The 23,621-nt window shown below is 53.1% G+C and carries 24 protein-coding genes; 8 read left to right on the top strand and 16 right to left on the bottom strand.

The genetic code is table 11. The features are described 5' to 3' along the window. Positions 1–141: 141 nt before the first annotated feature. The 3 genes from C9I92_RS24605 to pspG form a co-directional block, all read right to left on the bottom strand. Entirely contained in the window at positions 142–375 is a 234-nt protein-coding gene (locus tag C9I92_RS24605; protein WP_047887617.1) for a hypothetical protein, read from the bottom strand. Positions 376–491: 116 nt separating this feature from the next. Continuing rightward, entirely contained in the window at positions 492–1,127 is a 636-nt protein-coding gene (locus C9I92_RS24600; protein ID WP_047887616.1) for a TIGR04219 family outer membrane beta-barrel protein, read from the bottom strand. 120 nt (positions 1,128–1,247) lie between these two features. Beyond that, complete coding sequence (gene pspG, locus C9I92_RS24595; protein WP_047887615.1) at positions 1,248–1,556, bottom strand: envelope stress response protein PspG; 309 nt, start codon at positions 1,554–1,556, stop codon at positions 1,248–1,250. Between the two features lie 484 nt (positions 1,557–2,040). On the opposite strand from pspG, the gene ypfJ reads away from it, so the two are divergent. Further along, positions 2,041–2,928 carry a KPN_02809 family neutral zinc metallopeptidase gene (gene ypfJ, locus C9I92_RS24590; protein WP_047887614.1) on the top strand — a complete coding sequence of 296 codons (888 nt, stop codon included), beginning with the start codon at positions 2,041–2,043 and terminating at the stop codon, positions 2,926–2,928. A 143-nt stretch (positions 2,929–3,071) separates the two neighbouring features. Here ypfJ and dusA read toward each other — a convergent pair whose 3' ends face one another. Then, the gene (gene dusA, locus C9I92_RS24585) at positions 3,072–4,112 is read right to left on the bottom strand and encodes a tRNA dihydrouridine(20/20a) synthase DusA (protein ID WP_047887613.1); all 1,041 of its coding nucleotides are present in this window, start codon (positions 4,110–4,112) and stop codon (positions 3,072–3,074) included. Between the two features lie 838 nt (positions 4,113–4,950). Here dusA and zur point away from each other — a divergent pair. From zur to C9I92_RS24565, 3 genes are all read left to right on the top strand, one after another. Further along, positions 4,951–5,394, top strand: coding sequence for a zinc uptake transcriptional repressor Zur (gene zur, locus C9I92_RS24580; RefSeq protein ID WP_047887612.1), 444 nt, complete (start codon positions 4,951–4,953; stop codon positions 5,392–5,394). A gap of 34 nt (positions 5,395–5,428) precedes the next feature. Further along, positions 5,429–5,890, top strand: a complete 462-nt coding sequence (locus tag C9I92_RS24575) for a chemotaxis protein CheX (RefSeq protein WP_047887611.1) — start codon at positions 5,429–5,431, stop codon at positions 5,888–5,890. 407 nt (positions 5,891–6,297) lie between these two features. After that, on the top strand, positions 6,298–6,510 hold the full coding sequence (locus C9I92_RS24565; RefSeq protein WP_047887609.1) for a cold-shock protein: 213 nt from the start codon (positions 6,298–6,300) through the stop codon (positions 6,508–6,510). A gap of 82 nt (positions 6,511–6,592) precedes the next feature. Here C9I92_RS24565 and pgi read toward each other — a convergent pair whose 3' ends face one another. After that, positions 6,593–8,245, bottom strand: coding sequence for a glucose-6-phosphate isomerase (gene pgi / locus C9I92_RS24560; protein ID WP_047887608.1), 1,653 nt, complete (start codon positions 8,243–8,245; stop codon positions 6,593–6,595). Between the two features lie 289 nt (positions 8,246–8,534). Between pgi and C9I92_RS24555 the strand changes: the two genes are divergently transcribed. Then, positions 8,535–8,954 (top strand): secondary thiamine-phosphate synthase enzyme YjbQ, encoded by a 420-nt coding sequence (locus C9I92_RS24555; RefSeq protein WP_047887607.1) that lies wholly within the window; start codon positions 8,535–8,537, stop codon positions 8,952–8,954. On the opposite strand, the gene C9I92_RS24550 is transcribed toward C9I92_RS24555, so the two are convergent. Further along, entirely contained in the window at positions 8,935–10,047 is a 1,113-nt protein-coding gene (locus C9I92_RS24550; protein WP_047887606.1) for a GNAT family N-acetyltransferase/peptidase C39 family protein, read from the bottom strand. The two genes, C9I92_RS24555 and C9I92_RS24550, sit on opposite strands and share 20 nt — an antisense overlap. 75 nt (positions 10,048–10,122) lie before the next feature. Between C9I92_RS24550 and C9I92_RS24545 the strand changes: the two genes are divergently transcribed. Then, on the top strand, positions 10,123–11,589 hold the full coding sequence (locus C9I92_RS24545) for a RimK family ATP-grasp domain-containing protein (protein WP_047887605.1): 1,467 nt from the start codon (positions 10,123–10,125) through the stop codon (positions 11,587–11,589). Between the two features lie 212 nt (positions 11,590–11,801). Here C9I92_RS24545 and C9I92_RS24540 read toward each other — a convergent pair whose 3' ends face one another. The 3 genes from C9I92_RS24540 to C9I92_RS24530 form a co-directional block, all read right to left on the bottom strand. Then, positions 11,802–13,133 carry a BamA/TamA family outer membrane protein gene (locus C9I92_RS24540; protein WP_248827400.1) on the bottom strand — a complete coding sequence of 444 codons (1,332 nt, stop codon included), beginning with the start codon at positions 13,131–13,133 and terminating at the stop codon, positions 11,802–11,804. Further along, positions 13,133–14,212 (bottom strand): alanine racemase, encoded by a 1,080-nt coding sequence (alr, locus tag C9I92_RS24535; RefSeq protein WP_047887604.1) that lies wholly within the window; start codon positions 14,210–14,212, stop codon positions 13,133–13,135. The genes C9I92_RS24540 and alr overlap by 1 nt, the downstream gene beginning before the upstream one ends. A gap of 66 nt (positions 14,213–14,278) precedes the next feature. Continuing rightward, a complete protein-coding gene (locus C9I92_RS24530) occupies positions 14,279–15,676 on the bottom strand; it encodes a replicative DNA helicase (protein ID WP_047887603.1) in 1,398 nt (465 codons plus the stop codon). A 219-nt stretch (positions 15,677–15,895) separates the two neighbouring features. Between C9I92_RS24530 and C9I92_RS24525 the strand changes: the two genes are divergently transcribed. Further along, positions 15,896–16,651 (top strand): DUF481 domain-containing protein, encoded by a 756-nt coding sequence (locus C9I92_RS24525; protein WP_047887602.1) that lies wholly within the window; start codon positions 15,896–15,898, stop codon positions 16,649–16,651. Between the two features lie 96 nt (positions 16,652–16,747). On the opposite strand, the gene rplI is transcribed toward C9I92_RS24525, so the two are convergent. The 7 genes from rplI to nsrR all read right to left on the bottom strand — a co-directional run bounded on the left by rplI (position 16,748) and on the right by nsrR (position 22,312). Further along, positions 16,748–17,200 (bottom strand): 50S ribosomal protein L9, encoded by a 453-nt coding sequence (gene rplI, locus C9I92_RS24520; protein ID WP_047887601.1) that lies wholly within the window; start codon positions 17,198–17,200, stop codon positions 16,748–16,750. Positions 17,201–17,231: 31 nt separating this feature from the next. Further along, the gene (gene rpsR, locus C9I92_RS24515; protein WP_002539422.1) at positions 17,232–17,459 is read right to left on the bottom strand and encodes a 30S ribosomal protein S18; all 228 of its coding nucleotides are present in this window, start codon (positions 17,457–17,459) and stop codon (positions 17,232–17,234) included. Between the two features lie 16 nt (positions 17,460–17,475). After that, complete coding sequence (priB, locus tag C9I92_RS24510) at positions 17,476–17,778, bottom strand: primosomal replication protein N (RefSeq protein ID WP_047887600.1); 303 nt, start codon at positions 17,776–17,778, stop codon at positions 17,476–17,478. Between the two features lie 6 nt (positions 17,779–17,784). After that, positions 17,785–18,171, bottom strand: coding sequence for a 30S ribosomal protein S6 (gene rpsF, locus C9I92_RS24505; RefSeq protein ID WP_047887599.1), 387 nt, complete (start codon positions 18,169–18,171; stop codon positions 17,785–17,787). Positions 18,172–18,472: 301 nt separating this feature from the next. Continuing rightward, on the bottom strand, positions 18,473–19,207 hold the full coding sequence (gene rlmB / locus C9I92_RS24500) for a 23S rRNA (guanosine(2251)-2'-O)-methyltransferase RlmB (protein ID WP_047887598.1): 735 nt from the start codon (positions 19,205–19,207) through the stop codon (positions 18,473–18,475). 3 nt (positions 19,208–19,210) lie between these two features. Next, complete coding sequence (rnr, locus tag C9I92_RS24495) at positions 19,211–21,763, bottom strand: ribonuclease R (RefSeq protein ID WP_047887597.1); 2,553 nt, start codon at positions 21,761–21,763, stop codon at positions 19,211–19,213. Positions 21,764–21,880: 117 nt separating this feature from the next. Further along, positions 21,881–22,312 carry a nitric oxide-sensing transcriptional repressor NsrR gene (gene nsrR, locus C9I92_RS24490; protein ID WP_047887632.1) on the bottom strand — a complete coding sequence of 144 codons (432 nt, stop codon included), beginning with the start codon at positions 22,310–22,312 and terminating at the stop codon, positions 21,881–21,883. 105 nt (positions 22,313–22,417) lie between these two features. Here nsrR and hmpA point away from each other — a divergent pair, with 105 nt between their 5' ends. Beyond that, entirely contained in the window at positions 22,418–23,602 is a 1,185-nt protein-coding gene (gene hmpA, locus C9I92_RS24485; protein ID WP_047887596.1) for an NO-inducible flavohemoprotein, read from the top strand. Positions 23,603–23,621 lie beyond the last annotated feature (19 nt).

Below are 23,621 nucleotides of genomic sequence, written 5' to 3'. Positions count from 1 at the left end.
ACGATCCCTTTACATTGCGTAGGGGTTAGATTAGCTACTCAAGGAAATAACAAGAAAGAATAGATAAGAATGTTTTATAACTTTTTGTATGGGGAAATACGCCGCTGAGTCAGGAGAGTGGACGAGTCAGCGGCAGAAGAGTCAGAAGGTATCTGCAATGCGCACCTGGTGGAATCCCACCTCAAACGCACGCTCGGTGGCAGTATCAATGTCGCGATAACATTTCTCGCTCCCTGCCCCGTCAGTCAGCGGAACGAATCCGCCACGCCGATGACGAAATTCCACGATCCAGCCATTCGCCTGAATAGAAGGCTCAATAACGGCTTCGACAATTTCGCTCGAATCATACAGGCGCTGTAATTCGGTTAATGTCATACGATTTCTTCCCTACCGCCTAACCTTCTATAAAAATGGTACAGAACCCGGAAAACAGGCAACAAAAAAGCCACGACGCAGCGTGGCTTTTTCAAGAATAAAAATGAATCAATCAATTACAGATCGATTTCAACACCGGCAAACCAACCGTCAGTTTTGAAGTCGCCGCCATTGCGAACGAAATCAAAATCATAGTCCATCACGCGGTAGCCAGCGCGCAGGTTCAGATCCACCACCAGCGGCACCGTCCACTTCACGCCTGCCAGGGCATCCAGCGTACGGGTGCTGTCATAGTTGCCGTAGTTTACATCACCGAAGAAAGACACCGGCGTCATCGGGATACCGACTTCAACATTACCGTACAGCGCTGGTTGCCATTCGCTGAAACGTTCGGCACCGAACTGACCGGCATTGAATTTCGCCATTGTCAGACCCAGGTCGAAAGCGATCGCGTCGTTGTCCAGGATCTCATAGTACAGCGTGTAATCCGTCTGGCCGAAAGACACCGCACCGTTGTCCACATTGGTGTAACGCAGACGCACGTTTGGTACCAGAGGAATGAAGTGCTCCAGCGCCAGGTAGTAAGAGCCAGAAGTGTGGCTGTCAGCGGCCGCACTGCTGTCGTTGATTTTGGCATCGGTAAACCACGCATCCGCACCCACTTTTGCGCCCAACAGCACATCCGCCTGTGCCGGTACTGCTGCTGCCAGTGCCATAGCCCCTGCCAGCGCAGTTAGCGTCAATTTATTCATGATGAGTCTCCACTCTATTATTGGTCTATCAAACGGCGAAGACTATAACAGATGATGTCTGAGAAAGCCGCAATTGTGTCGGCTTATCCGGCCTCCTCCGACCCCATTGCCCACAAGGGGTTAACGGCGATCATCGCGGTCAAACCGGCGGTAATCCCCACGACGGTACTGACGGTGGCTATGACGATAATAAGTCCCGAATCGCTCCGTTGTTCCGCTCAGGTTACGAGGTCCCTGGTAACGGCGATACGCCCAGACCGCGACCGCAATCAGAATGATCCACGGCAGCAAATCAAACACCACGCCAATCATTCCGGCCACCGCCATGACGATAAAGCCGACTACCATGGCAAGAATCATCCCGACCGCACTCACGCCGGTGATCACCAGGACAAAGGCAAACGCCATTAAAAATAAGAATTCAACCATCGTTCATTTTCTCCTTTATTATGCCCTGCTGATTGTGGCTTATACCCCAGCATCCCGCTACGCGGTGACAGGCATTACTTATCTGAAATCTATTCTGAAGCATCGTGAAAGTCAGCCTACTCCCTGCGCTAATTGTCTGGGTCAGCTATCAGGGTCGGCTGTCTGACGCATTGTTCTAGACTACCTTGCTGAACCACTGCACAAATCAGGCCATTTTCAAGAATCCATTTATCATCGTAAAATCAAAAAGATACTATCAAGCGCATTGTATATATCCTCACTTCTTCGGCGTCTTTGGCTAAGGTTTCGTTAAATTCGCCATCCCTTTCCCTGCCTGAGTCTGTACCACGATATCCCCCTCGGCATCGGCTTACCCGACAAGCCAGCTAATCACAGCAGGACAACATCTCGCAATTGGCATACGCAATTTGGCGGACTTCCGCCAGACTAAGGTAGAGCCATCAGGATTGAACGAGGAGCAAGTATGCGTTGGCGCCAATCCAAACGAAGTACCAATATTGATGATCGCCGAGGGCAAGGACCGGCACAGTCCGGTCTGGCCATCGCCGGCCTGCTGCGTTTTCTGCCTTTCCTGCTGAAAACCAAAATCGGGAAAGTCATTCTCGTGCTTGGGGGAATTTACCTCGCCTACCAATATTTTACCGGTGGCGTCACGCAGGTGGGCTTGCCAAATTCCGGACTCAGCAATCAGCCGGGCACCCAACAGGGAATACCGGAGGAGGATGAAAATGCGCAGTTTGTCGCGGCCATTCTGGGCACCACCGAAACCGTCTGGAATGCCCTGCTGCCGGGACAATACCCGGAACCACAGCTGGTGTTGTATACCAACCTGACCATGACCGGCGGCTGCGGAGCCGGTCAAGCACAATCCGGGCCGTTTTACTGCCCGGCTGACAGCAAGGTGTACCTTGATTTAAGTTTTATGAATGCCCTGAAAAAACTTGGCGCACCGGGCGATTTTGCATTTGCCTATGTGATCGCCCATGAGGTCGGCCACCATGTCCAGAATGTGCTGGGGACCAGCAGTCGGGTCGCCCAGATGCAGAAACAGGCCAGCGAAACCGACGCCAACCAGCTCAGCGTCATGCTGGAATTGCAGGCTGATTGTTATGCCGGGGTCTGGGGGTACTATGTACATAACGAAATGCAGCTGTTAGAGCCGGGCGATATTGAGGAGGGGCTGCAGGCGGCCAGCTCCGTCGGGGATGACAGATTACAGGAAATGGCCGGACGAGCGGTGCAGCCAGATGCGTTTACCCACGGTTCATCGAAGCAACGGGTGGAATGGTTTAAAAAAGGCTTCCAGTCAGGCGATCCGGACAACTGCAATACCTTTGCCGCAATGCCGTAAATTTCCGCTAAATGAGTGTCTGACTCTCAACATTCCCACCTCTAACAAAAACGGGTCTGCATTGGCAGACCCGTTGAGCTATCACAAGCACTCTCTGAAAAGGGTTACGATAGAGATAGAAATAGAGATAGAGGGCTACGCCCTTACACATCCAGATGAGCAGGAATTTTCGCCAGTGCCTGCTCCAGCACTTCAATACCGGAGCCCGGTTTATGGGCATTTTCGCTGATGTGTCGACGCCACTGACGCGCGCCCGGCATGTTCTGGAACAGGCCCAGCATATGTCGGGTAATATGGTTCAGATAAGCCCCTTGCGACAGCTCACGCTCAATGTACGGGAACATGGCTTCCACCACAGCACGACGTTTTTTCATTGGGGTATCGCTGCCAAACAGGCGCTGATCGATTTCCGCCAGCAGATAAGGATTCTGATAGGCTTCACGTCCGACCATAACGCCGTCCATATGAGCCAGGTGTGCTTCCATCTCTTCCAGCGTCTTGATGCCGCCGTTGATCCCCATTGTCAGATGCGGGAAATCTTTTTTCAGCTGGTACACACGCGGATAATCTAACGGCGGAATTTCGCGGTTTTCTTTCGGGCTCAGACCACTCAGCCAGGCTTTGCGGGCATGAATGGTGAAATCACGACAGCCGCCTTTTTCACTGACTATGCCGACAAAATCGGTCAGGAATGGGTAAGAGTCCTGCTCATCAATACCGATACGGGTTTTGACCGAGACCGGAATATCCACCACCTCACGCATAGCGGCCACACACTGGGCTACCAGCTCAGCTTCCCCCATCAGACAGGCACCGAAACGACCGTTCTGAACGCGATCTGACGGGCAGCCTACATTCAGGTTAATTTCGTCATAGCCACGCTCGGCAGCCAGCTTGGCGCAGGTTGCCAGATCTGCCGGGTTTGAGCCCCCCAACTGCAACACCAGCGGGTGCTCTTCCTCGTTATAGGCCAGATAATCCGCTTTGCCATGAATAATCGCCCCCGTTGTCACCATTTCAGTGTACAGCTGAGCATGTTCGCTCAGTAAACGGTGGAAATAGCGGCAATGACGATCGGTCCAATCGAGCATAGGTGCAATGGAAAAACGGCATGCCGGATACTCAGACTGAACGGCCTGCTTATTTTCAGTTTGTTGATTGCTCACCACGGCACTCTCTGTCATCGAAAACCTCATCTATTGCGCAAAATCTGTTCTGTCCCACTCAAAGCAAAGCGGACACACCGCAGTAAGCTATGTTTTCCAGCCCCTGCGATGAAAGAGTGCGGATTCTACCTTATTCACGAAACTATCCCAACTTTTAACCACCACTACAGCCCGATACCTCTCTCTGTTCTGCCTCTATGCTGGCTTCTGTCTGAAAGCAAAAAGAACATAGCAGGCATTTTTAAATAACAATATTAGCCATTAAAATCATAAAGATAAAAACCAGCCATCATTCAATGTACAGCTTTAATAGCTTTTTAACACCAATAGGCCAAAAAGATGCACGTACCTTTAAACCAACGTAAAATCATTACATTACACTCACCACAATCTAAACCGATAGGCAGGCTAACCCTTTTTCATCACCAAACATAAAAAAGCTGTACAACACCCACTGGGTTAAAAAGAACATAGTAAGCCAAATACTATAAATAACTGACCAGAGGTACAGAAATCAAAGTAACTCACTAATATAAAAGTAAAAACAACAAGGACAGTTCACCTAAAAAATCGCACAAAAAGCTGAACACCATAAAATATAGATTTAAATCAATAATTTACAATAATCCACTTACAACCAATTTAAGTTGGACAGCAAAAAGCCACACAACAAGAACAAAGGTGTACATTCATATGAGAGGATGACAGTGAGAAATACCCAGTTTCAACGGTGTCATGGATGAGAAACCACGCACATTTTTTCTTTCCCTCACGACCGGCTTTTGCCATCATCGGCGATACGTTTACAGGTGAATATGGTAGTATGCTGTTCTTATCGCTTGTAATTTGAGGTCATATGGCAAATAAAAAGCAGTTGCTGGACAATGCACGACAACTCTGTGAGCAACGGGGAGTCAGGCTGACACCTCAACGGCTTAAGGTGCTCGAACTGATTATCGACCACCACAGCTCTATCAGTGCCTATGAACTGCTGGACCTGCTGCGCGAGAGCGAGCCGCAAGCGAAACCGCCAACGGTTTACCGTGCTCTCGATTTTCTTCTCGCCCAAGGGTTTGTGCACAAGGTTCAGTCAACGAACAGCTATATTGCCTGCTGTTTGCTGGGACATGCTGATCACTGCTCACAGCTGCTGATTTGCGATCGATGCGGCACGGTAGAAGAGTGCCACGATGAAGAACTGGCTCGCCTGCTTCGTCAGAGAGCTGAGCAGAAAGGCTTTGAAATTGCTCACCATGTCGTTGAAAGCCATGGTGTTTGCCAACAATGCCAGAGCAAGTAAGTTTTATTTCAGGACAGAGACAGTCGTAACGATTATGCGCGCAGAATTCGTAAACCCTTTCTTAGCGTCACTTTTGAATGTACTCAAAACGATGGCGTCGATGGAGCTGGCTCCACAAAAACCTCGACTAAAACGCGATGAAGTCGCCCGTGGTGATGTCTCCGGACTGATTGGCATGATCGGCCCCAAGACCAAAGGCTCAATGTCCGTCACTTTTGAGGAAGGGCTGGCACTGGAAATCATGCAGCGAATGCTGGGCGAACGTCCGCACGGTATCAATGAAGAAGTCACCGACATGGTGGGCGAAATTACCAATATGGTCACCGGCGGTGCCAAACGCATTTTGTCAGATAAAGGCTACGAGTTTGAAATGGCGACCCCTGCCGTGGTATCCGGCCGTGGCCATACCATTACTCACAAGTGTGACGGTGCTATCATCATCATGCCGTTTGACTCCGAATACGGTAAAGCCTACATCGAGATCTGCTTCGACTAACTGCCGCCTGCCTCTACTGTGTTACCTGCGGCCGGCCAGCGTCGGCGAGGTAACCTTGTTCAGCCTTCAGCCTGGACTTGTCAAACACAGTAGCCTTACCTGACACATTTCCCTTGCCGGGCCCATCAAGTCTAGTGGCCGCCTGGTCTAACAACGCTCCAGTCGAACAAACGTATTCCCTTTTGCTCAGGTGATCTCTCCCTGTCATGACGGCCAACATTATCACGTTGATTTTTCTGTGAAGTTGCCAGAAAAGTCGCACAAAAAAATACCCACTCCCAGTAATTCAGTCTAGACTGAATATGCTGGATAGGCATCAAGACACGTATTGATGAACCCTCAGCGTCGTTTTGCTTGCCTGTATCAGGCAGCAAGGAAATACTCGATTGCAAAGGAAAGATCGTAACATGAGCAAACTGACTGGAACCGTAAAGTGGTTCAACGATGAAAAAGGCTTTGGCTTTATTTCAGGTGCGGATGGCAAAGATGTGTTTGTACACTTCAGCGCTATCGTTCAAAACAACGGCCGCCGTACTCTGCGCGAAGGCCAAAGTGTTGAATTTATCGTGACAGATGGTCAGAAAGGCCCACAAGCCAGCGAAGTGATTGCGTTGTCTTAATGCCTCGCTACACACGCCAAAAATAAACGCCGCACAAATGCGGCGTTTTTTATTGGCAAATTTTATTGGCCCGGCCAGCAGATCACTGACGCCATTGTTTGAATGCGTTGATCAGGCCATTGGTTGAACTGTCATGGCTGCTGATGGCATCAGCGCTGTTCAGCTCTGGCAGAATCTTGTTCGCCAGCTGTTTGCCTAGCTCAACACCCCACTGGTCAAAGCTGTAGATATTCCAGATCACACCCTGAGTAAAGATTTTGTGTTCGTACAGCGCAATCAATGAGCCCAGCACTGCCGGTGTCACTTGCTTGACCAGAATGGAGTTGGTTGGACGGTTACCATCGAACACTTTGAACGGAACCAGATCTTTCACTTCGTCCAGCGACTTACCGGCCGCAATAAATTCCGCTTCCACCTGCTCTTTGGTTTTTCCAAAAGCCAGAGCCTCAGTCTGAGCAAAGAAGTTCGCCATCAGTTTTGGATGGTGATCGCTCAGAGGGTTATGGCTGATCGCCGGAGCGATGAAATCACACGGAATCAGTTTCGTTCCCTGGTGAATCAGCTGGTAGAACGCGTGCTGACCATTCGTTCCCGGCTCACCCCAGATAATAGGGCCCGTCTGGTAGTCAATCGGGTTGCCGCCACGGTCAACACACTTGCCGTTTGATTCCATATTGCCTTGCTGGAAATACGCGGCGAAACGGTGCAGGTACTGGTCATAAGGCAGAATCGCTTCCGACTCTGCGCCGTAGAAGTTGTTGTACCAGATCCCGATCAGCGCCAGAATCACTGGCAGGTTTTGCTCCAGCGGCGCTTCTGCGAAGTGTTTGTCCATCGCATGGGCACCATCCAGCAGCGCCACGAAGTTGTCGTAGCCGATCGCCAGGCTGATAGACAGACCGATCGCTGAACACAGTGAGTAACGGCCGCCGACCCAGTCCCAGAACTCAAACATGTTGTCGGTATCGATACCAAACTCCGCGACCGCGCTGGCATTGGTCGACAGCGCCGCAAAGTGTTTCGCAACGTGCGCTTGATCACCGGCTTCCGCCAGGAACCAGTCACGGGCAGAGTGCGCGTTGGTCATGGTTTCCTGGGTGGTGAAAGTCTTCGAAGCGATCAGGAACAGGGTGGTTTCCGGATTCAGCGCTTTCAGGGTTTCAGCAATATGGGTGCCGTCAACGTTAGACACAAAGTGCATGTTCAGGCGAGTTTTGTAAGGCATCAGCGCCTCAGTCACCATGTACGGGCCCAAGTCTGAACCACCGATACCAATGTTCACCACATCAGTGATCGCTTTACCGGTGTAACCTTTCCACTCACCATCAACGATACGGGCTGTAAAAGCCTGCATTTTGTCCAATACGGCATTCACCTTTGGCATCACGTCTTCGCCGTCTACCATAATAGGTGTGTTGCTGCGGTTACGCAGCGCTGAGTGCAGCACAGCACGATCTTCAGTTCGGTTGATCTTCTCACCACTGAACAGGTCAGCAATCGCCGCTTTAACTTCCGTTTCTTCGGCCAGAGCAAACAGTTTTGCCATGGTCTCTTCAGTGATAAGGTTTTTGGAGTAATCCAACAGGATGTCAGCGCCGAACGTGGCCGAAAACTTTGTGAAACGCTCGCTGTCGTTGGCAAACAGCTCGCTCAGCTGAAGATCCTGTGCATCTTCAAAGTGGGCGGTCAGCGCTTTCCACGCGTCGGTCTGAGTTGGATTGATGTCTTTCAACATGGTGAAGTTCCTGATTTTTAATTGTTCATCCACTTACGGGTAACCATACTCCCGCAAGGGATCCCCGATGATAAGAATGTTGTGAAACCGTGCTGCCCCAAGTGTAGCTCAACCTGCGAGGCCGTCTAATTTTTGTAATTTTACAACTTATGAATAATTATGACGCGAGCCATTATGGCCTTCATTGCGTCAGGTCACGAAAACAAAGAGTAAATGATCGAGAGGAAACAGTGCAATATGTTTAACAATCATCGCTGTTTGTCACAAAGAAATGAAAAGGGTTAACAACATGTGGTACCAAACTAAAATGCAGCTGCGCGCCCGCTCACGCGGCTTTCACCTGATAACCGATGAAATTGAACAACACCTTTCACAATTGGCTTCACTGAACGTCGGGCTGGCCCATCTCTTTATCCAGCACACCTCGGCCAGCCTGACGATTAATGAAAACGCCGATCCGACGGTACGCGGTGATATGGAAACCCACTTTAATCAGGCCGTGCCGGAACGTGCGCCGTACTACCGGCACACGTATGAAGGGGACGATGACATGCCAGCCCATATCAAAGCGTCGCTGCTGGGTAACAGTGTGACAGTACCCATCACGAACGGACGCCTCGCCTTAGGCACCTGGCAGGGGATCTACCTGGGTGAGCACCGTGACCACGGCGGCAGCCGTACGCTGGTGATTACCCTGCAAGGGGAGTAATCCCCGCTACCGGCCTGAGCACAACACAGGCGGTGTGTTTCTGGCGCCCGAACCCCAGAATTTGGCTCAGTCCGGCTTTGTTTAGCGGGATATGGGCGCGATGGCTGCTGTCCGCTCGGTCTTCCGCATAGGGGTCATGGAAGAAAAAGAACTGCTCACTGACCCCGCTGAGCACAATCCAGTGCGGCTCTTTACAGCCGTTGAACCGGTATGTGCTGATCAACATCAGCAGACACATGCCCTGTTTCAGCCAGGTTTCAATCTGCTCAACCGATGGCATCGCATCAACAACCGGGACAGCGGCTTCTTCCAGTTGCTGGCAGAAATCCAGGTGCACCAGCTCAATAATGTCTTTTTTCTTCGGGTCCCTGACACTGTCGATAAACGGGGTGGATTTTGACTGCGCCCACAGCTCGACATCACAGCCCCGACGGTGCGCCGCCATTGCCAGCCCATGCCCGCTGCAGCCACCGTGACCGGATGCCATAAAGATAGTGGTCGCCTCACGCCACAGCTGTAACTCCAACTGCCGGCTCGGCTGAAAATCGGGATCGAGATAGGACAGGCTCATCATCAGACAGGACGGGCCGCAGGTAAAAGGCGTGGTCTGCACGTACAGTGGCAGCGGCAATAAATGCTTGGCCTCGACCGGACTGAGACGTTTTTGCATCCGGATCCCATCGGCCAGATCATCGTAATAATGGATTAAAACTTTTAATGGTTTATAGCCGCATTTTTCATAAAGATTTCGCGCGGCACGATTGTCATTCCGCACTTCCAGCCGTAATGTATTGAAACCGTTTTCCAGCGCCGCCGCTTCACACGCAGCCAATAACTGCTGGGCTATGTGCCTGCCACGGAACTCGGGATCGACGGCAAGGGAATATAACCGTGCCAGCTGGGTACCCCGGTGAAACAACACCAGTCCATAGCCGGTAATTCGACCTTCCTCTTCCGCCACAAATAACACGCTCTGGGGCGATTTAATAAACCGCCGCATCTGACGCGGGGCGATTCGGTCCCCGTCAAAAAGCTGAGCCTCAAGAGTATTTAAACTGGCTAGATCATTGAGCAGTGCGATACGGACTATCATGGACTTATTCACGCTTGAATGGACTGGATCGATTAAATCCCAAATTTGGCCGAATGGCTATAGGTGAGTGAAAAGATGACAAAAGTCCTCATTATTACCGACAACGACAGTGACTGGCGGCAGTATTTCCCTTCTGACAGGGTCGTCACTGTAGATACCTACTTACAACACGGCGCGTTTTGCGAGAATAAAACCACACAGGTTATCAACCTGTGCCGAGACTATGGGTATATGAGCAGCGGCTATTATTGCTCGCTGATGGCTGAGGCGCGGGGTCACCGGGTGATCCCGCGGGTAATGACGATCAATGATCTGTCTCAGCCGTTCTTGTTGTCGGTACCGTCTGACCAGCTGGAGAAGGCGTTTGCCAACCATATGCCGGCTGTCGGGGACCGTCTGGAAGAAAAAATCTATTTTGGCCAATCCAGGGTGCCGGGCTTTGAGAAAATTGCCCGTCGCCTGTTCGAGCACTTTATGGTGCCAGTCATGCAGGTCACCATTCGCCGCTCAGAGTCACATTGGCAGGTTGAACAGATCACACCATTCCCGTTCCAGGACCTGACGGATCCGGAACAGGACCAATTTGCCGAAGCACTGGAGCGCTTCTCGAACAAGGTCTGGCGCTCACCCAAGCCGAACAAGAATGCACGCTATGATCTGGCGCTGCTGGTCGATCCGCATGAGAAAATGCCACCGTCAGACAGCACGGCCCTGCACAGCTTTAAGAAAGCGGCCAAACGCCTGGGAATGCGGCTGCAGACCATCACCCCGGACGACCTTTCCCGTCTGGGGGAATTTGACGGCCTGTTTATCCGCTCGACCACGAACATTGGTAACTTTACTTACCGCTTCGCCAAGACTGCGGAAAAGCTCGGACTGGTCGTCATGGACGATCCGGAATCCATCATGAAGTGCACCAACAAGGTGTTCCTGACTGAACTGCTGCGTCTGCACAAGGTTCCGACGCCCAAGAGCGTGATCCTGAAAAACTTTGATCCGCACTGGCAGGAGTTGGCTGAGCGTGAGATCGGTTTCCCGATGGTATTGAAAGTACCGGATGGCGCATTCTCGGTGGGTGTGGTTAAGGTGAAGAACCGCGAGGAACTGCTGACCCAGATGGATAAGCTGTTTGCCCGCAGCACCCTGATTCTGGCTCAGGAATTTTTGCCGACCGACTTTGACTGGCGCATTGGAGTGCTCAATCGCCAGCCGCTGTTCGCCTGCAAGTACTACATGAGCCGGGGCCACTGGCAGATTTATCAGCACCACAACAGCGGTCGGGTCAGCTCAGGCGGCTTTGAGACGTTGGATCTGAAACAAGTGCCGAAAGCGGTGATCGACACCGCCCTGAAAGCCGCCAACCAAATTGGCTCCGGGTTATACGGGGTGGATTTGAAAGAGGTTGACGGTCAGGTGGTGGTGATTGAAATCAACGATAACCCGAGTATTGACCACAAAGTAGAGGACGCCTTCCTCGGCGACCTGCTGTACGACCGGATCATGACCGAATTCCTGCGTCGTATTCAGCTACGCGGTTTCTAAGCACAGTACCCGATACCGACAAGCGACCAACCCCCACAATGGCGAGCCACCCGCTCGCCTTTTTTAAGCCTCATCGGGCATTCGGGCGCTGCCAAAGGGGCGACAAGAGGGATTCTCAGATCCAGCCGGATCCAGGTTAAAGCTAAAGTCGATGTTGAGGTTTAGATTCAAGCTCCTGCCCGCCATCGCAAACCAAGCGTGCCTCCCCACCACTAAAACGGCTGGTTCACCATTACCGCAAACCGGCTGTCTTCCTCACCCCAGGCCATTTCAGCACGTACCACCACGCCTTCCACCTGAAAGCGCACAGCGCCGCCGGCGCTCCAGCGCATCGCTTTATTGAGGGTCGCTAAGTTGAACTCATCAGCAACCCGCCCGGCATCGGCAAACACGACCCACTGCCACCAGGGTACGTCATACCAGTTGAAGACCGGCCAACCTCCCAGAGGCTGCCAGTCCGGCATAACCCGGTATTCCACGCTGTAGCTGATAGCACTGCGATCGGTAAAACGGCCGCCCTGGTAACTGCGCAGCCGGAACAAACCGCCCAGACTGGCACGGGCAAACTCCGGCGGCCGGTGATAAAGCGAGTTGCCATTTACGGACTCGCTCTGGTTCCAGCCCGGCACATCCGACAGATAAGCATTCACGGCCAGCACCTGCTGATCAAACACCTCCCCTGCCGGTCCTAAGTCCCAGAACCAGCTCTGGCTGAGTTCCCACTGCCACCAGCTCGCCCGGTCATCACTGCCCGGATCCACCGTCACCGTCAGCTGGCTGAGTGAGCCTTTGGTCGGGTTATGTTCGTTGTTCAGGTTGTCCCATTCCAGCCGGGTTTCGAGCCCCCAGACTTCGTCGGCCGGGGCAAACTCGCTGTCAGGCAAAGGAGGAGAATCATGAAAACGGCGGCTGAAGTAAAACGGCCGGAACTCGACTGAAGTAATGCCGCTTTGCCAAGGAACATGGCCGGTTACCGGCCGCTCAAGAGCCAGCGACCTCAGTGGGTTCTCCGTGGCCGATCCCAGCGGGAAAATATAGCGGGCAAACAGCCGGTATCGGGCGTCGTATGCACTGGCTGTAACGGCATCGTCCGCGCTGGAATTATTCCCTGCGGCAGCGCCAAGATAAAAATCAATGTCCTGAAAATCGGCGTTGTACGCATCGCCCCCCAATAACCAGCGGCTGTCAGCGCCTGGCTGAAAGTTGTCCCCGCGCAGGTAGGTCATCCAGGTACCTTTGGTACCCATAACACCGGCCCCAAACACCGAGGCCTGCGGTTGCCAGGCCCCTTTGACCACCCCAGCCATCCCGGCAGCAAACCCGAAGTTGTCCGTGTAGAAAGCAAAAGGTACCACGGCATAATCCCGCGCCCAGCTCAGTTCGCCGTTTTCTTCAAGGTGGCCAGTGTTGATTTTGATGCCGTCATCATTGGCCTGAACGACGACTGAAAACAGCCAGGCCGCGGCAATAGCCACGGCCCGGAACGGTTTATCAGACACCTTGTCGGTGGTTGCTGTGGGTAAGGCAGCCACGATGCGCGCCATCAGCTGTAGGCCATCGCCACACGGGACGTCAGCTTGGTCACCAACTCGTACGCAATGGTACCAATGTGCCCTGCCACCACTTCAGCGGGCAGCCCTTCTCCCCACAAAATCGCCTCATCGCCGACTTTGTCGGTAGCCTCCGGGCCCAAATCCACCGTCAGCATATCCATCGAGACCCGGCCGGCAATCGGGGTTAAGCGGCCGTTAATCAGCACCGGCGTCCCGTTCGGGGCCATACGCGGATAGCCATCCCCGTAGCCGATGGCAATCACGCCCACCTTGGTATCCCGTTCACTGGTCCAGTTGGCACCGTAGCCAACCGATTCGCCCTGCTTCACTTCCCGCACCGCAATCAGACTCGACGTCAGCGTCATCACCGGTTTCATTTTGAATGCCTGCGCGCTGCGCGTTGACTCAGTAAACGGTGACACACCGTACATGATGATGCCCGGGCGAATCCATTCCAGGTGGCTGTCCGGCCAGGCGAAAATTCCGGCCGATGCTGCCAGCGAACGTTCGCCACTGCAGCCTTTGGTCAATTCCAGAAAGAGCTCAATCTGGGCCGGTGTGACCGGACTGGCTGGCTCATCGGCACAGCCGAAATGGCTCATGTAACGCAGCGGCTTCGCCACATTCGGACAGGCATGGAGGCGATCCACAAATGAGGCGTACTGCTCCGGGCGAACGCCCAGTCGGTGCATACCGGTATCAATTTTCAGCCACACCACCACCGGGCTTTCCAAGCTCGCCTGCTCCAGCGCATCCAGTTGCTCTTCGCAGTGCACCACGGTCTGAATGTTGTTGGTTTCCAGAATAGGCAGATCGGACGGGGCATAAAACCCTTCCAGCAACAAAATCGGCTTCACCACTCCGCCAGCGCGCAGCGACAGTGCTTCTTCGATACGGGCAACACCAAAACCATCCACATCCGGCAGGCTCTGGGCCACATGGTCCAGTCCGTGGCCGTAACCGTTCGCCTTAACGACCGCCAGAATCTTGCTGTTTGGCGCCTGAGCCCGAATCTGGCTCAGGTTATGGGTCAGGGCCTGGGTGTTGATATATGCTGTTGCCGCTTTCATCAAAAATCCTACTGTTTACTGCCCGGTATCTACCGGTTGTTCTTTTTCTGTTGTCAGTCTGCGCCGTTACTCGTCGTCAAACGCCGGGCCGGCATAGTTGTCGAAGCGCGAGAACTGTCCCTGGAATGTCAGACGCACGGAACCGATAGGACCATTACGCTGCTTACCAATAATGATTTCAGCAATCCCTTTCAGGGCACTGTCTTCATGGTAGACCTCATCGCGATAGATGAACATGATCAAGTCGGCATCCTGCTCAATCGCCCCCGATTCACGCAGGTCGGAGTTAACCGGGCGTTTATCGGCACGCTGCTCCAACGATCGGTTCAGCTGCGACAGCGCTACCACAGGCACATTCAGCTCTTTGGCCAGCGCTTTCAACGAGCGGGAGATTTCGGCGATTTCCAGGGTACGGTTGTCCTGCAACCCAGGCACCCGCATCAGCTGAAGGTAGTCGACCATGATCATGCTCAGGCCACCGTGGTCACGTGCCACCCGGCGGGCACGGGAGCGCACTTCGGTCGGGGTCAGGCCAGAGCTGTCGTCGATGTACATATTCTTCTTTTCCATCAGAATACCCATCGTCGATGAAATCCGGGCCCAGTCCTCGTCATCCAGCTGACCGGTACGGATCTTGGTCTGGTCAACCCGGGACAGGGAGGCGAGCATACGCATCATGATTTGTTCGGCGGGCATCTCCAGCGAGAAGATCAGAACCGGCTTTTCTTGCTCCATGGCGGCGTTTTCACACAGGTTCATCGCGAACGTGGTTTTACCCATCGACGGACGGGCCGCCACGATGATCAAATCCGACCCCTGCAAACCGGCCGTTTTCTTGTTAAGGTCAGTAAACCCGGTCGAGACCCCGGTCACCCCGTCCTGCGGGCTCTGGTACAGCAGCTCGATCCGTTCCAGGGTTTTCTCCAGAATGGTATCGACATTCTGCGGACCTTCGTTGGCAGAAGTGCGCTGCTCGGCAATGGCAAATACCTTGCTTTCCGCCATATCCAGCAGATCTTCACTGGTACGCCCCTGGGGATCATAACCGGCATCCGCAATCTCGTTAGCCACACTGATCATATCCCGGATCAGGGCGCGTTCACGCACGATTTCGGCATATGCCAGGATGTTAGCCGCTGACGGGGTATTTTTTGCCAGCTCCGCCAGGTAGGCAAAGCCACCAACGTCTTCCAGCTTGTCTGCCCGCTCCAGATGCTCAGACAGCGTGATCAAATCCAATGGTTGGCCGGATTCCAGCAAGCTGGCGACCCCTTCGAAAATGATGCGGTGCGGACGGCTGTAAAAGTCTTTCGCCACGACTTTTTCAGCGACAACGTCCCACTTCTCGTTGTCCAGCAGCAGGCCGCCAAGAACGGACTGCTCGGCCTCGAGCGAGTGAGGTGCCATTTTGAGTTCATCCACCCTGGACTCGTTGAAATTCTTCGGTTTGCTTCTTTCTGCCATAGGAATTGAAATTATTGCCGGGAACTGAGCCGGGCATTATACCCTATTTCGCACTTCGTAAGACCCTCTATCCAATATAGTCTGTTCACGCCGTCATCTTACGCCTCGCCTGTGGTGCCGTTAAGCCGGGTCGTATTTCCTGACCAAAAGCTAACAGAAATAGGGTAAACTGCGGCGTCCTGTTCACATTCCGTTATGTTTTTAGCAGAAGGAGGCCGCTTGGCACGATACCTGCCGGTGTTTTTCCTCATTGCCAGCCTGCCCCTGCACGCTGCCGATGAGGACGACGAACCCACCCGTATCCCTCCCCCGTGGAGCACTGAACTGGAGCTGGGCTATCAGTCGCTAGGCGGCAATTCAGACTCCCAGACTCTCAACAGCCGCATCGGCCTGACTTACGTAGAAAACCAGTACCGACACACGGCAGAAGCGAAATACCTGCTGGCGGAAAAAGACGGGGAAGAAGATAAGCGCAAAGGGCAGATCGAGCTGCAGAGCGATATGAAGATCAACCAGCGCACTTATGTGCTGGGCAACATCAACTATATTGATGACCGCTACGGGCCATACTTTGCCGATTTCACCTTCTCAACCGGTCTTGGTTACCAGCTGGTGCGCCGGGAAACTTTCCAGATGGAAGTGGAAGCCGGTCCGGGTTACCGCCATCAGGAGCCAAACCTGGATGAGATTGACGATGACGACATCATCCTGCCGGAAACGGTGGATGAGCTGATTCTGCGTGGCAGCGCGAAAATGACTTGGAAGCCGTCTAAAGACGTCGAACTGGATGCCCGCTTCACCGGGATCGGCGGCAACAGTAACAGCACCCTGGAAGCCGAGCTGAACCTGACCACCGCCATCAACGAACACGTGGCCATCAAGCTCAGTAATACCCAGAAGCTCAACAGCTGGGTGCCGGACGGGCTGAAAAAGCGTGACTCCACGATGACCATCAGTCTGCTGTTTAAGATGTGACGCCGCTGCGCGTCACCTGCCCGCCGGAGCGATACCAAATTTGAGGTATAAAAAAACCAGCCCGAGGGCTGGTTTTTTCATTAACACAAAACGTTATTAAGCTTCAGCTACAACGTTCAGGTTAACTGTTGCGAATACGTCAGAGTGCAGCTGAACGCTGATCTCGAATTCGCCAGTCGTGCGCAGTGCGCCTTCTGGTAGACGAACTTCGCTCTTCGCTACTTCAACGCCAGCAGCAGTGATTGCTTCAGCGATGTCACGAGTACCGATAGAACCGAACAGCTTGCCTTCATCACCAGCTTTAGATGCAACTACTACTGCTTCCAGAGCGTTGATCTTCTCAGCACGTGCTTCAGCAGAAGACAGTTGCTCAGCAACTTTTGCTTCTAGCTCAGCGCGACGAGCTTCGAACATCTCGATGTTAGACTTAGTAGCCATAACTGCTTTACCCTGAGGGATCAGGAAGTTACGAGCAAAACCAGCTTTAACGTTTACCTGATCACCAAGGCTACCTAGGTTACCGATTTTATCAAGTAGAATAACTTGCATTATCTTTTCCTCTTAAATTAAACCGGGCCGATTACTGATGCTTGTCAGTGTATGGCAGCAGAGCTAGGTAACGTGAACGCTTGATAGCGCGAGCCAGCTGACGCTGGTACTTAGCACGAGTACCAGTGATGCGGCTTGGTACGATTTTACCAGCTTCAGTGATGTAGTTTTTCAGAGTTGCTACGTCTTTGTAGTCAATCTCTTGTACGCCTTCTGCAGTGAAACGGCAGAACTTACGACGACGGAAGAAACGTGCCATGGGCTTATCTCCTGAACTAAATTTTTTCAATGTGGTCAGCATGTAACACTAATTTACCGATACCGTTCCGGCCGGTGTGGTAAGCGACGAATCCACCTACCTTAATGTGACTGCCGACAGCTAAATCTTGAGTGAGAACTTGTTGACCTTGCCCGCTGACTACCACGTTGATGTAACAATACACTTGGCGCGGTAAATCAGCTTCTTGCTGGCAGGAACGGTGCTCAAGGACAAAATGGCAATGAGGTATTCCGGCCAGCGACTTGCTTCGTTTGGGGTCTTTGGCGATAACGCCAGACAACTCCAGACGATTGGTCATGCAATATTACTCAGCTGCAGCTTCGCCTTCAGATTGTGCTTCTGCACGCTCTTCACGACGTGGGGCACGCTCTTCTTTAGCCTTCATCATTGGAGATGGCTCAGTGATAGCGCCTTTGGTGCGCATGATCATGTTACGGATCACAGCGTCGTTGAAGCGGAAGTTAGACTCCAGCTCGTCGATTACAGACTGCTCAGCTTCAACGTTCATCAGAACGTAGTGTGCTTTGTGCAGCTTGTTGATTGGGTAAGCCAGTTGACGACGGCCCCAATCTTCCAGACGGTGAATCTGACCACCAGAATCTTTGATTGCACCAGTGTAGCGCTCGATCATGCCAGCAACTTGCTCGCTTTGATCTGGGTGCACCATGAATACGATTTCGTAATGACGCATGGGTTGCTCCTTACGGATTAATCAGCTTCTCTGTTTGGCTCGGTCATCCATGAGAAGCAAGGAACTAAAAAAAAGAACCGAGAATTTGGAGGCAGAATAGTACAGAGAATGGGCAACCTAAGCAAGAGAATTTTACCAATATCCGACATTCCGAATGGGATTTTTTCAGGCAAAAAACATTCAAGCGCAATGTCGCTGCCCAGCCCCCGGCCAGAACGGCAAAAGCGGAGCCTAGGCTCCGCTTACAACTCACTCAGGCCAGTCCTTCAGACCGGCCATGCCATCGGCTGTTACATGCTATTCAGGAACGCTGACGCACTGCCTCGAACAGGCAGATGCCCGTTGCCACAGAAACGTTCAGGCTGGATACCGTACCCGCCATCGGGATCTTGATCAGGTCATCGCAGGTCTCGCGGGTCAGGCGACGCATGCCTTCCCCTTCGGCGCCCATAACGATCGCCAGCGGCCCGGTTAGCTTGCTCTGGTAAATGTCGTGTGTCGCTTCACCAGCAGTCCCAACCACCCAGACGCCTTTTTCCTGCAACGCACGCAGAGTGCGCGCCAGATTGGTAACGCGCACCAGTGGCACCACTTCAGCGGCCCCACAGGCCACTTTACTGGCCGTCGCGGTCAGCTGTGCAGAGCGATCTTTCGGCACAATCACCGCCAGCGCCCCAGCGGCATCGGCATTACGCAGACAAGCCCCTAGGTTATGCGGGTCTGTCACGCCGTCCAGCACCAGCAACAGCGGGTTTTCCTGGCTGGCCAACAGGTCATCTAGGTCATTCTCGTTGTACTGCTTACCCGGACGCACGCGGGCAATAATCCCCTGGTGCGCAGCACCTTTGACTTTATCGTCCAGCGCTTTACGCCCAGCCTGCTGAATTGTCACGCCCAGGCGTTGCAGTTCATTCAGCACTGGCAGCAGACGTTCATCCTGACGGCCTTTCAGGACAAAGACCTCAATAAAGCGGGATGGGTCAGTGTTCAGGACAGCCTGTACCGCATGGATCCCGAAAATGGTGTCATTACTCATTGCTTATTTCTTCTTCGCGACTCGTTCTTTCTTACCTAAACGCTGCTTTTTCTTGCGCGCTTTGGTCGACTTTTTCTTGGCTTTGCCTTGGTCAGCATCGCCTTTTTTGCCTTTAGGCGCTTTATCACCTTCCGACTTAGGGATCGCCCCATGCTTCAGCTGCTGACGTACCGAACGGCGCTCTTTCTGAGCCGGACTCTCGTCCTGCTGCGCTTCGCCATTCTCCACCCGGTACACTTTCATGCTCTGACGCTGCAGCCCTTCAGCTTTGCGCATCCGCTGTTTTTTCTCACGGTTATCACGATCTTTCATCGTTTTACCGGCACGACGCGGCTTACGGCTACTGCCGACCAGGTCAAAGTCAATCTGGCGGTCATTCAGGTTTATGGACGCCACCTTCACTTTCACTGTGTCACCCAACCGGAAAATCTGCCCGGAGCTGTCGCCCACCAGACGCTGACCAATCGGGTCAAACTGGTAGTAGTCATTAGCCAGGTTGGAGATGTGAACCAGACCGTCGATATTGAGTTCGTTAAGGCGAACAAAGAAACCGAAACCGGTCACGTTGGCAATTACCCCGTCAAACTCATCGCCGACGTGATCCTGCATGTATTCACATTTCAGCCAGTCCGCCACATCGCGGGTTGCATCATCAGCACGACGCTCGGTCATCGAACACTGCTCGCCCAGGCTGTCCATGTCATCAAACGAGTAATGGTAGCCACCGGTCGGTGTCCAGCGATCCTGGTTCGTCCCTTCATGCTTGGCAATCAGGTACTTAATCGCACGGTGCAACAGCAAATCCGGGTAACGACGGATTGGCGAGGTAAAGTGCGCATACTGCTTCAGCGCCAGACCAAAGTGACCGATATTATCGGCCTGATATACCGCCTGCTTCATCGAGCGCAGCAGCATCGTCTGGATCAGTTCCTGGTCGGCACGACCATGGATCATGTTTGCCAGTGCCGCGTAATCCATCGGGGATGGCTCCAGGCCGCCAGACAGTTGCAGACCCAGCTCACCCAGGAAATCACGGAAACCGGTCAGACGCTCTTCTCCCGGTGCATCGTGCACCCGGTACAGCGCCGGCTCTTTGGCCTTTTCCACCAGTCGAGCTGAGGCGATGTTAGCCATGATCATACACTCTTCGATGATCTTATGGGCATCATTACGTTCAGCCGGCACAATGCGGTCAATCTTGCGATCCGCATTGAAGATGAATTGGGTTTCGACCGTTTCAAACTCAATCGCCCCACGCCCTTCACGCGCCTGTTTCAGCACCTTGTACATGCTGTACAGTTCTTCCAGATGCGGAACCAATGGCTTATAGCGCTCACGCAGCTCTTCGTCACCTTCCAGCATTTTGCTGACTTTGGTGTAGGTCAGACGCGCATGGGAGTTCATGACGGCTTCGTAATGTTTGAAACCTGACAGGTTGCCCGCTTCAGAGATGGTCATTTCACACACCATACACAGACGGTCAACCTGCGGGTTCAGCGAACACAGGCCATTGGACAGCACTTCCGGCAGCATTGGGATTACCTGCGACGGGAAGTATACCGAGTTACCCCGGCGCACCGCTTCCTGATCCAGTGCTGTGCCCGGACGAACGTAATAGCTGACATCGGCAATGGCAACCCACAGGCGCCAGCCGCCGGACTTTTTACGCTCACAGTACACGGCATCATCGAAGTCACGGGCGTCTTCACCATCAATGGTCACCAGCGGTAAATCACGCAGGTCAACCCGGCCTTTTTTGGCTTCTTCCGGTACTTCTTCCTTCAGCCCCTGAACCTGTTTTTCGACTTCAGCTGGCCACTCGTGCGGAATATCATAGGTACGCAGGGCAATCTCAATTTCCATACCCGGCGCCATGTTCTCGCCCAGCACTTCCACCACTTTACCCACGGCATTGTACTGACGGGTAGCACGCTGGGTGATTTCCACCACGACCACGTTACCCATGCGGGCGCCCTGGCGCTGGTCATTCGGAATCACGATATCCTGAGCGATGCGTGAATCATCCGGCACCACGTAGCCCATGCCGTCTTCGATAAAGAAACGGCCGACAATCTGCCCTTCGTAGTGTTTCAGCACCCGCACCACACGGCACTCACGGCGGCCACGTTTATCAACGCCGGCCACCTGCGCCAGAATGTAATCACCGTGGATCACGCCACGCATCTGATGATGCGGCAGCAACAGATCGTCGTCCTTGGCACTGCTGCCTTCCGGACGCAGGAAACCAAAGCCATCACGGTGGCCGATGACATGCCCTTTAATCAGATCAAGACGTTCAGGCAGGGCATAGCACTGGCGACGGGTAAAAATCAGCTGGCCATCACGTTCCATCGCACGCAGGCGACGGCGCAGGCCTTCGTATTGGTCTTCTCCTTCGAGATGCAGCGCTTCAAAGAGCTGATCGCGACTGACCGGGGTTTCATAACCGCGGATCACATCCAGCAGCATTTCACGGCTGGGAATCGGGTTTTCGTAATTTGAAGCTTCGCGATCGCGAAAAGGGTCGACCGGTATATCGGTAGTACCTTTTGACATATTTTGATCCAAGTTAGCGAAGAAATACTTCAAGTATATCCGCGCCCTAGGTGAACAGACGGGAGCCAGGTCGAAATTTTGGCTCCCTTATGAGATTTCGAAGTGATTGATTCGCCTTCAGGCGACCGGCTGATCCAGTAACACCCGTAATGGCGGATTGTCATTAATCATATCCGCCAGCGTATGGTTATCCAGTTCTTCAAGAAACGCTTGCCGGGCCGTAAAAAGGACTCCTTTTAGCCGGCATGCCGGGGTGATATGACAAAACTCTTCACTGCAATTGACGATCTGGAGCGGCTCTATTGCCCGCACAACCTCACCGATAATAATTTGCTCGGCCGGTTTGCCCAGACGGATCCCGCCGTTCTTGCCCCGAACCGTTTCCACATAACCCAGCTGACCCAGCTTGTTGATAATTTTCACCATATGGTTACGCGAGACACCATACACTTCGGTGACTTTGGTAATGCTGGCCAATTCCCCTTGCGGCAGGGTTGCCAGGTAGATCAGGGCACGCAGGCCGTAGTCAGTAAAACTCGTCAGTTGCACAATCACTCCTCCTGACGACATTTTAATCTTGTTATTGACCAAAAGATACAGATAAGATACAACTTATAACATTCATACTAAATACACCTTTAAAGGAAGCCAGCCATGCTCAGCCAGCAAACCATTGATATCGTTAAAGCGACCGCCCCAGTTATCGCGCAGACCGGTCCAGCCCTGACCGCCCACTTCTATGAGCGAATGTTCCGCCATAACCCGGAACTGAAAGATATTTTCAACATGAGCAACCAGCGCAACGGCGATCAGCGCGAAGCACTGTTCAACGCTATTTGTGCCTACGCCAACAACATCGAGAATCTGGCAGCCCTTTTACCGGCAGTGGAAAAAATTGCCCACAAGCACACCAGCTTCCTGATCACAGCCGAGCAGTACGCGATTGTCGGCCAACACCTGCTGGGCACCATTGATGAAATGCTGTCGCCGGGCGATGACGTGTTGAACGCATGGGGTGAAGCATACGGTGTCCTGGCAGAGGTATTCATTCAGCGTGAAGAAGCCATTTACCAGGAAAATGAGACTAAAAACGGTGGCTGGCGCGGAACCCGTTCGTTTGAGGTGATTGAAAAGCGCCGGGAAAGTGAAGTCGTCACCAGTTTTGTACTCAAACCGGTCGATGGCCAGCCAGTTTCTGATTATCTGCCGGGCCAGTACCTAGGCATTAACCTCAAACCAGCCGGTTTTGAATACCGCGAAATTCGCCAGTACAGCCTGTCCTCCGCACCACAACCAGACTGCTACCGCATTTCCGTGAAGCGGGAAGAGGGAGGCAAAGTGTCATCGTATCTGCACGATACCCTGCAGGTCGGTGAGGTGATTGAGGTTATGCCACCCGCCGGGGATTTCTTCCTGGATGTTGAGCCAACCACGCCCGTGACCCTGCTCTCTGCCGGTGTCGGTCTGACCCCCACTCTGGCCATGCTGGAAACCCTGACCGCTCATCAGGCCGAAGTACGCTGGCTGCATGCCGCGGAAAACGGTGCTCAGCATGCCTTCAAAGAAAGCGTACAGCACCTGGTCCACCAATACCCTCATATCCACAGCCATACCTGGTACCGTGAGCCTCTGGCCAGCGACCAACCGGCAGAAGACTATCAGCATCAGGGGCTGATGGACCTGAATGTGATGGCTGATGAGCTGCGCGACCCGGCCATGCACTTTTACTTCTGTGGCCCGGTTGGCTTCATGCAGCATGTTGCCCGTCAACTGATCGATCTGGGCGTGACTCCAGAACGCCTGCACTATGAGTGCTTCGGGCCACACAAAGTCCTGTAATCGCTCGGTAATTCCAACG

It is taken from the genome of Photobacterium ganghwense (genome assembly GCF_003025595.1).
Classification (GTDB): domain Bacteria; phylum Pseudomonadota; class Gammaproteobacteria; order Enterobacterales; family Vibrionaceae; genus Photobacterium; species Photobacterium ganghwense.
Note: the sequence above shows the minus strand (reverse complement) of the source record. Positions and strands in the feature narration are given on the sequence as shown.

Bases quoted from the DNA above. Each gene is read 5' to 3' on its own strand.
- rlmB (WP_047887598.1), bottom strand. From the start codon at position 19,207: ATGAGTAATGACACCATTTTCGGGATCCATGCGGTACAGGCTGTCCTG.
- C9I92_RS24530 (WP_047887603.1), bottom strand. From the start codon at position 15,676: ATGGCAGAAAGAAGCAAACCGAAGAATTTCAACGAGTCCAGGGTGGAT.
- rpsR (WP_002539422.1), bottom strand. From the start codon at position 17,459: ATGGCACGTTTCTTCCGTCGTCGTAAGTTCTGCCGTTTCACTGCAGAA.
- C9I92_RS24545 (WP_047887605.1), top strand. From the start codon at position 10,123: ATGACAAAAGTCCTCATTATTACCGACAACGACAGTGACTGGCGGCAG.
- priB (WP_047887600.1), bottom strand. From the start codon at position 17,778: ATGACCAATCGTCTGGAGTTGTCTGGCGTTATCGCCAAAGACCCCAAA.
- ypfJ (WP_047887614.1), top strand. From the start codon at position 2,041: ATGCGTTGGCGCCAATCCAAACGAAGTACCAATATTGATGATCGCCGA.
- rpsF (WP_047887599.1), bottom strand. From the start codon at position 18,171: ATGCGTCATTACGAAATCGTATTCATGGTGCACCCAGATCAAAGCGAG.
- C9I92_RS24540 (WP_248827400.1), bottom strand. From the start codon at position 13,133: ATGGCGCGCATCGTGGCTGCCTTACCCACAGCAACCACCGACAAGGTG.
- pgi (WP_047887608.1), bottom strand. From the start codon at position 8,245: ATGTTGAAAGACATCAATCCAACTCAGACCGACGCGTGGAAAGCGCTG.
- hmpA (WP_047887596.1), top strand. From the start codon at position 22,418: ATGCTCAGCCAGCAAACCATTGATATCGTTAAAGCGACCGCCCCAGTT.
- rplI (WP_047887601.1), bottom strand. From the start codon at position 17,200: ATGCAAGTTATTCTACTTGATAAAATCGGTAACCTAGGTAGCCTTGGT.
- rnr (WP_047887597.1), bottom strand. From the start codon at position 21,763: ATGTCAAAAGGTACTACCGATATACCGGTCGACCCTTTTCGCGATCGC.
- C9I92_RS24550 (WP_047887606.1), bottom strand. From the start codon at position 10,047: ATGATAGTCCGTATCGCACTGCTCAATGATCTAGCCAGTTTAAATACT.
- zur (WP_047887612.1), top strand. From the start codon at position 4,951: ATGGCAAATAAAAAGCAGTTGCTGGACAATGCACGACAACTCTGTGAG.
- pspG (WP_047887615.1), bottom strand. From the start codon at position 1,556: ATGGTTGAATTCTTATTTTTAATGGCGTTTGCCTTTGTCCTGGTGATC.
- dusA (WP_047887613.1), bottom strand. From the start codon at position 4,112: ATGACAGAGAGTGCCGTGGTGAGCAATCAACAAACTGAAAATAAGCAG.
- C9I92_RS24565 (WP_047887609.1), top strand. From the start codon at position 6,298: ATGAGCAAACTGACTGGAACCGTAAAGTGGTTCAACGATGAAAAAGGC.
- C9I92_RS24575 (WP_047887611.1), top strand. From the start codon at position 5,429: ATGCGCGCAGAATTCGTAAACCCTTTCTTAGCGTCACTTTTGAATGTA.
- C9I92_RS24555 (WP_047887607.1), top strand. From the start codon at position 8,535: ATGTGGTACCAAACTAAAATGCAGCTGCGCGCCCGCTCACGCGGCTTT.
- C9I92_RS24605 (WP_047887617.1), bottom strand. From the start codon at position 375: ATGACATTAACCGAATTACAGCGCCTGTATGATTCGAGCGAAATTGTC.
- C9I92_RS24600 (WP_047887616.1), bottom strand. From the start codon at position 1,127: ATGAATAAATTGACGCTAACTGCGCTGGCAGGGGCTATGGCACTGGCA.
- alr (WP_047887604.1), bottom strand. From the start codon at position 14,212: ATGAAAGCGGCAACAGCATATATCAACACCCAGGCCCTGACCCATAAC.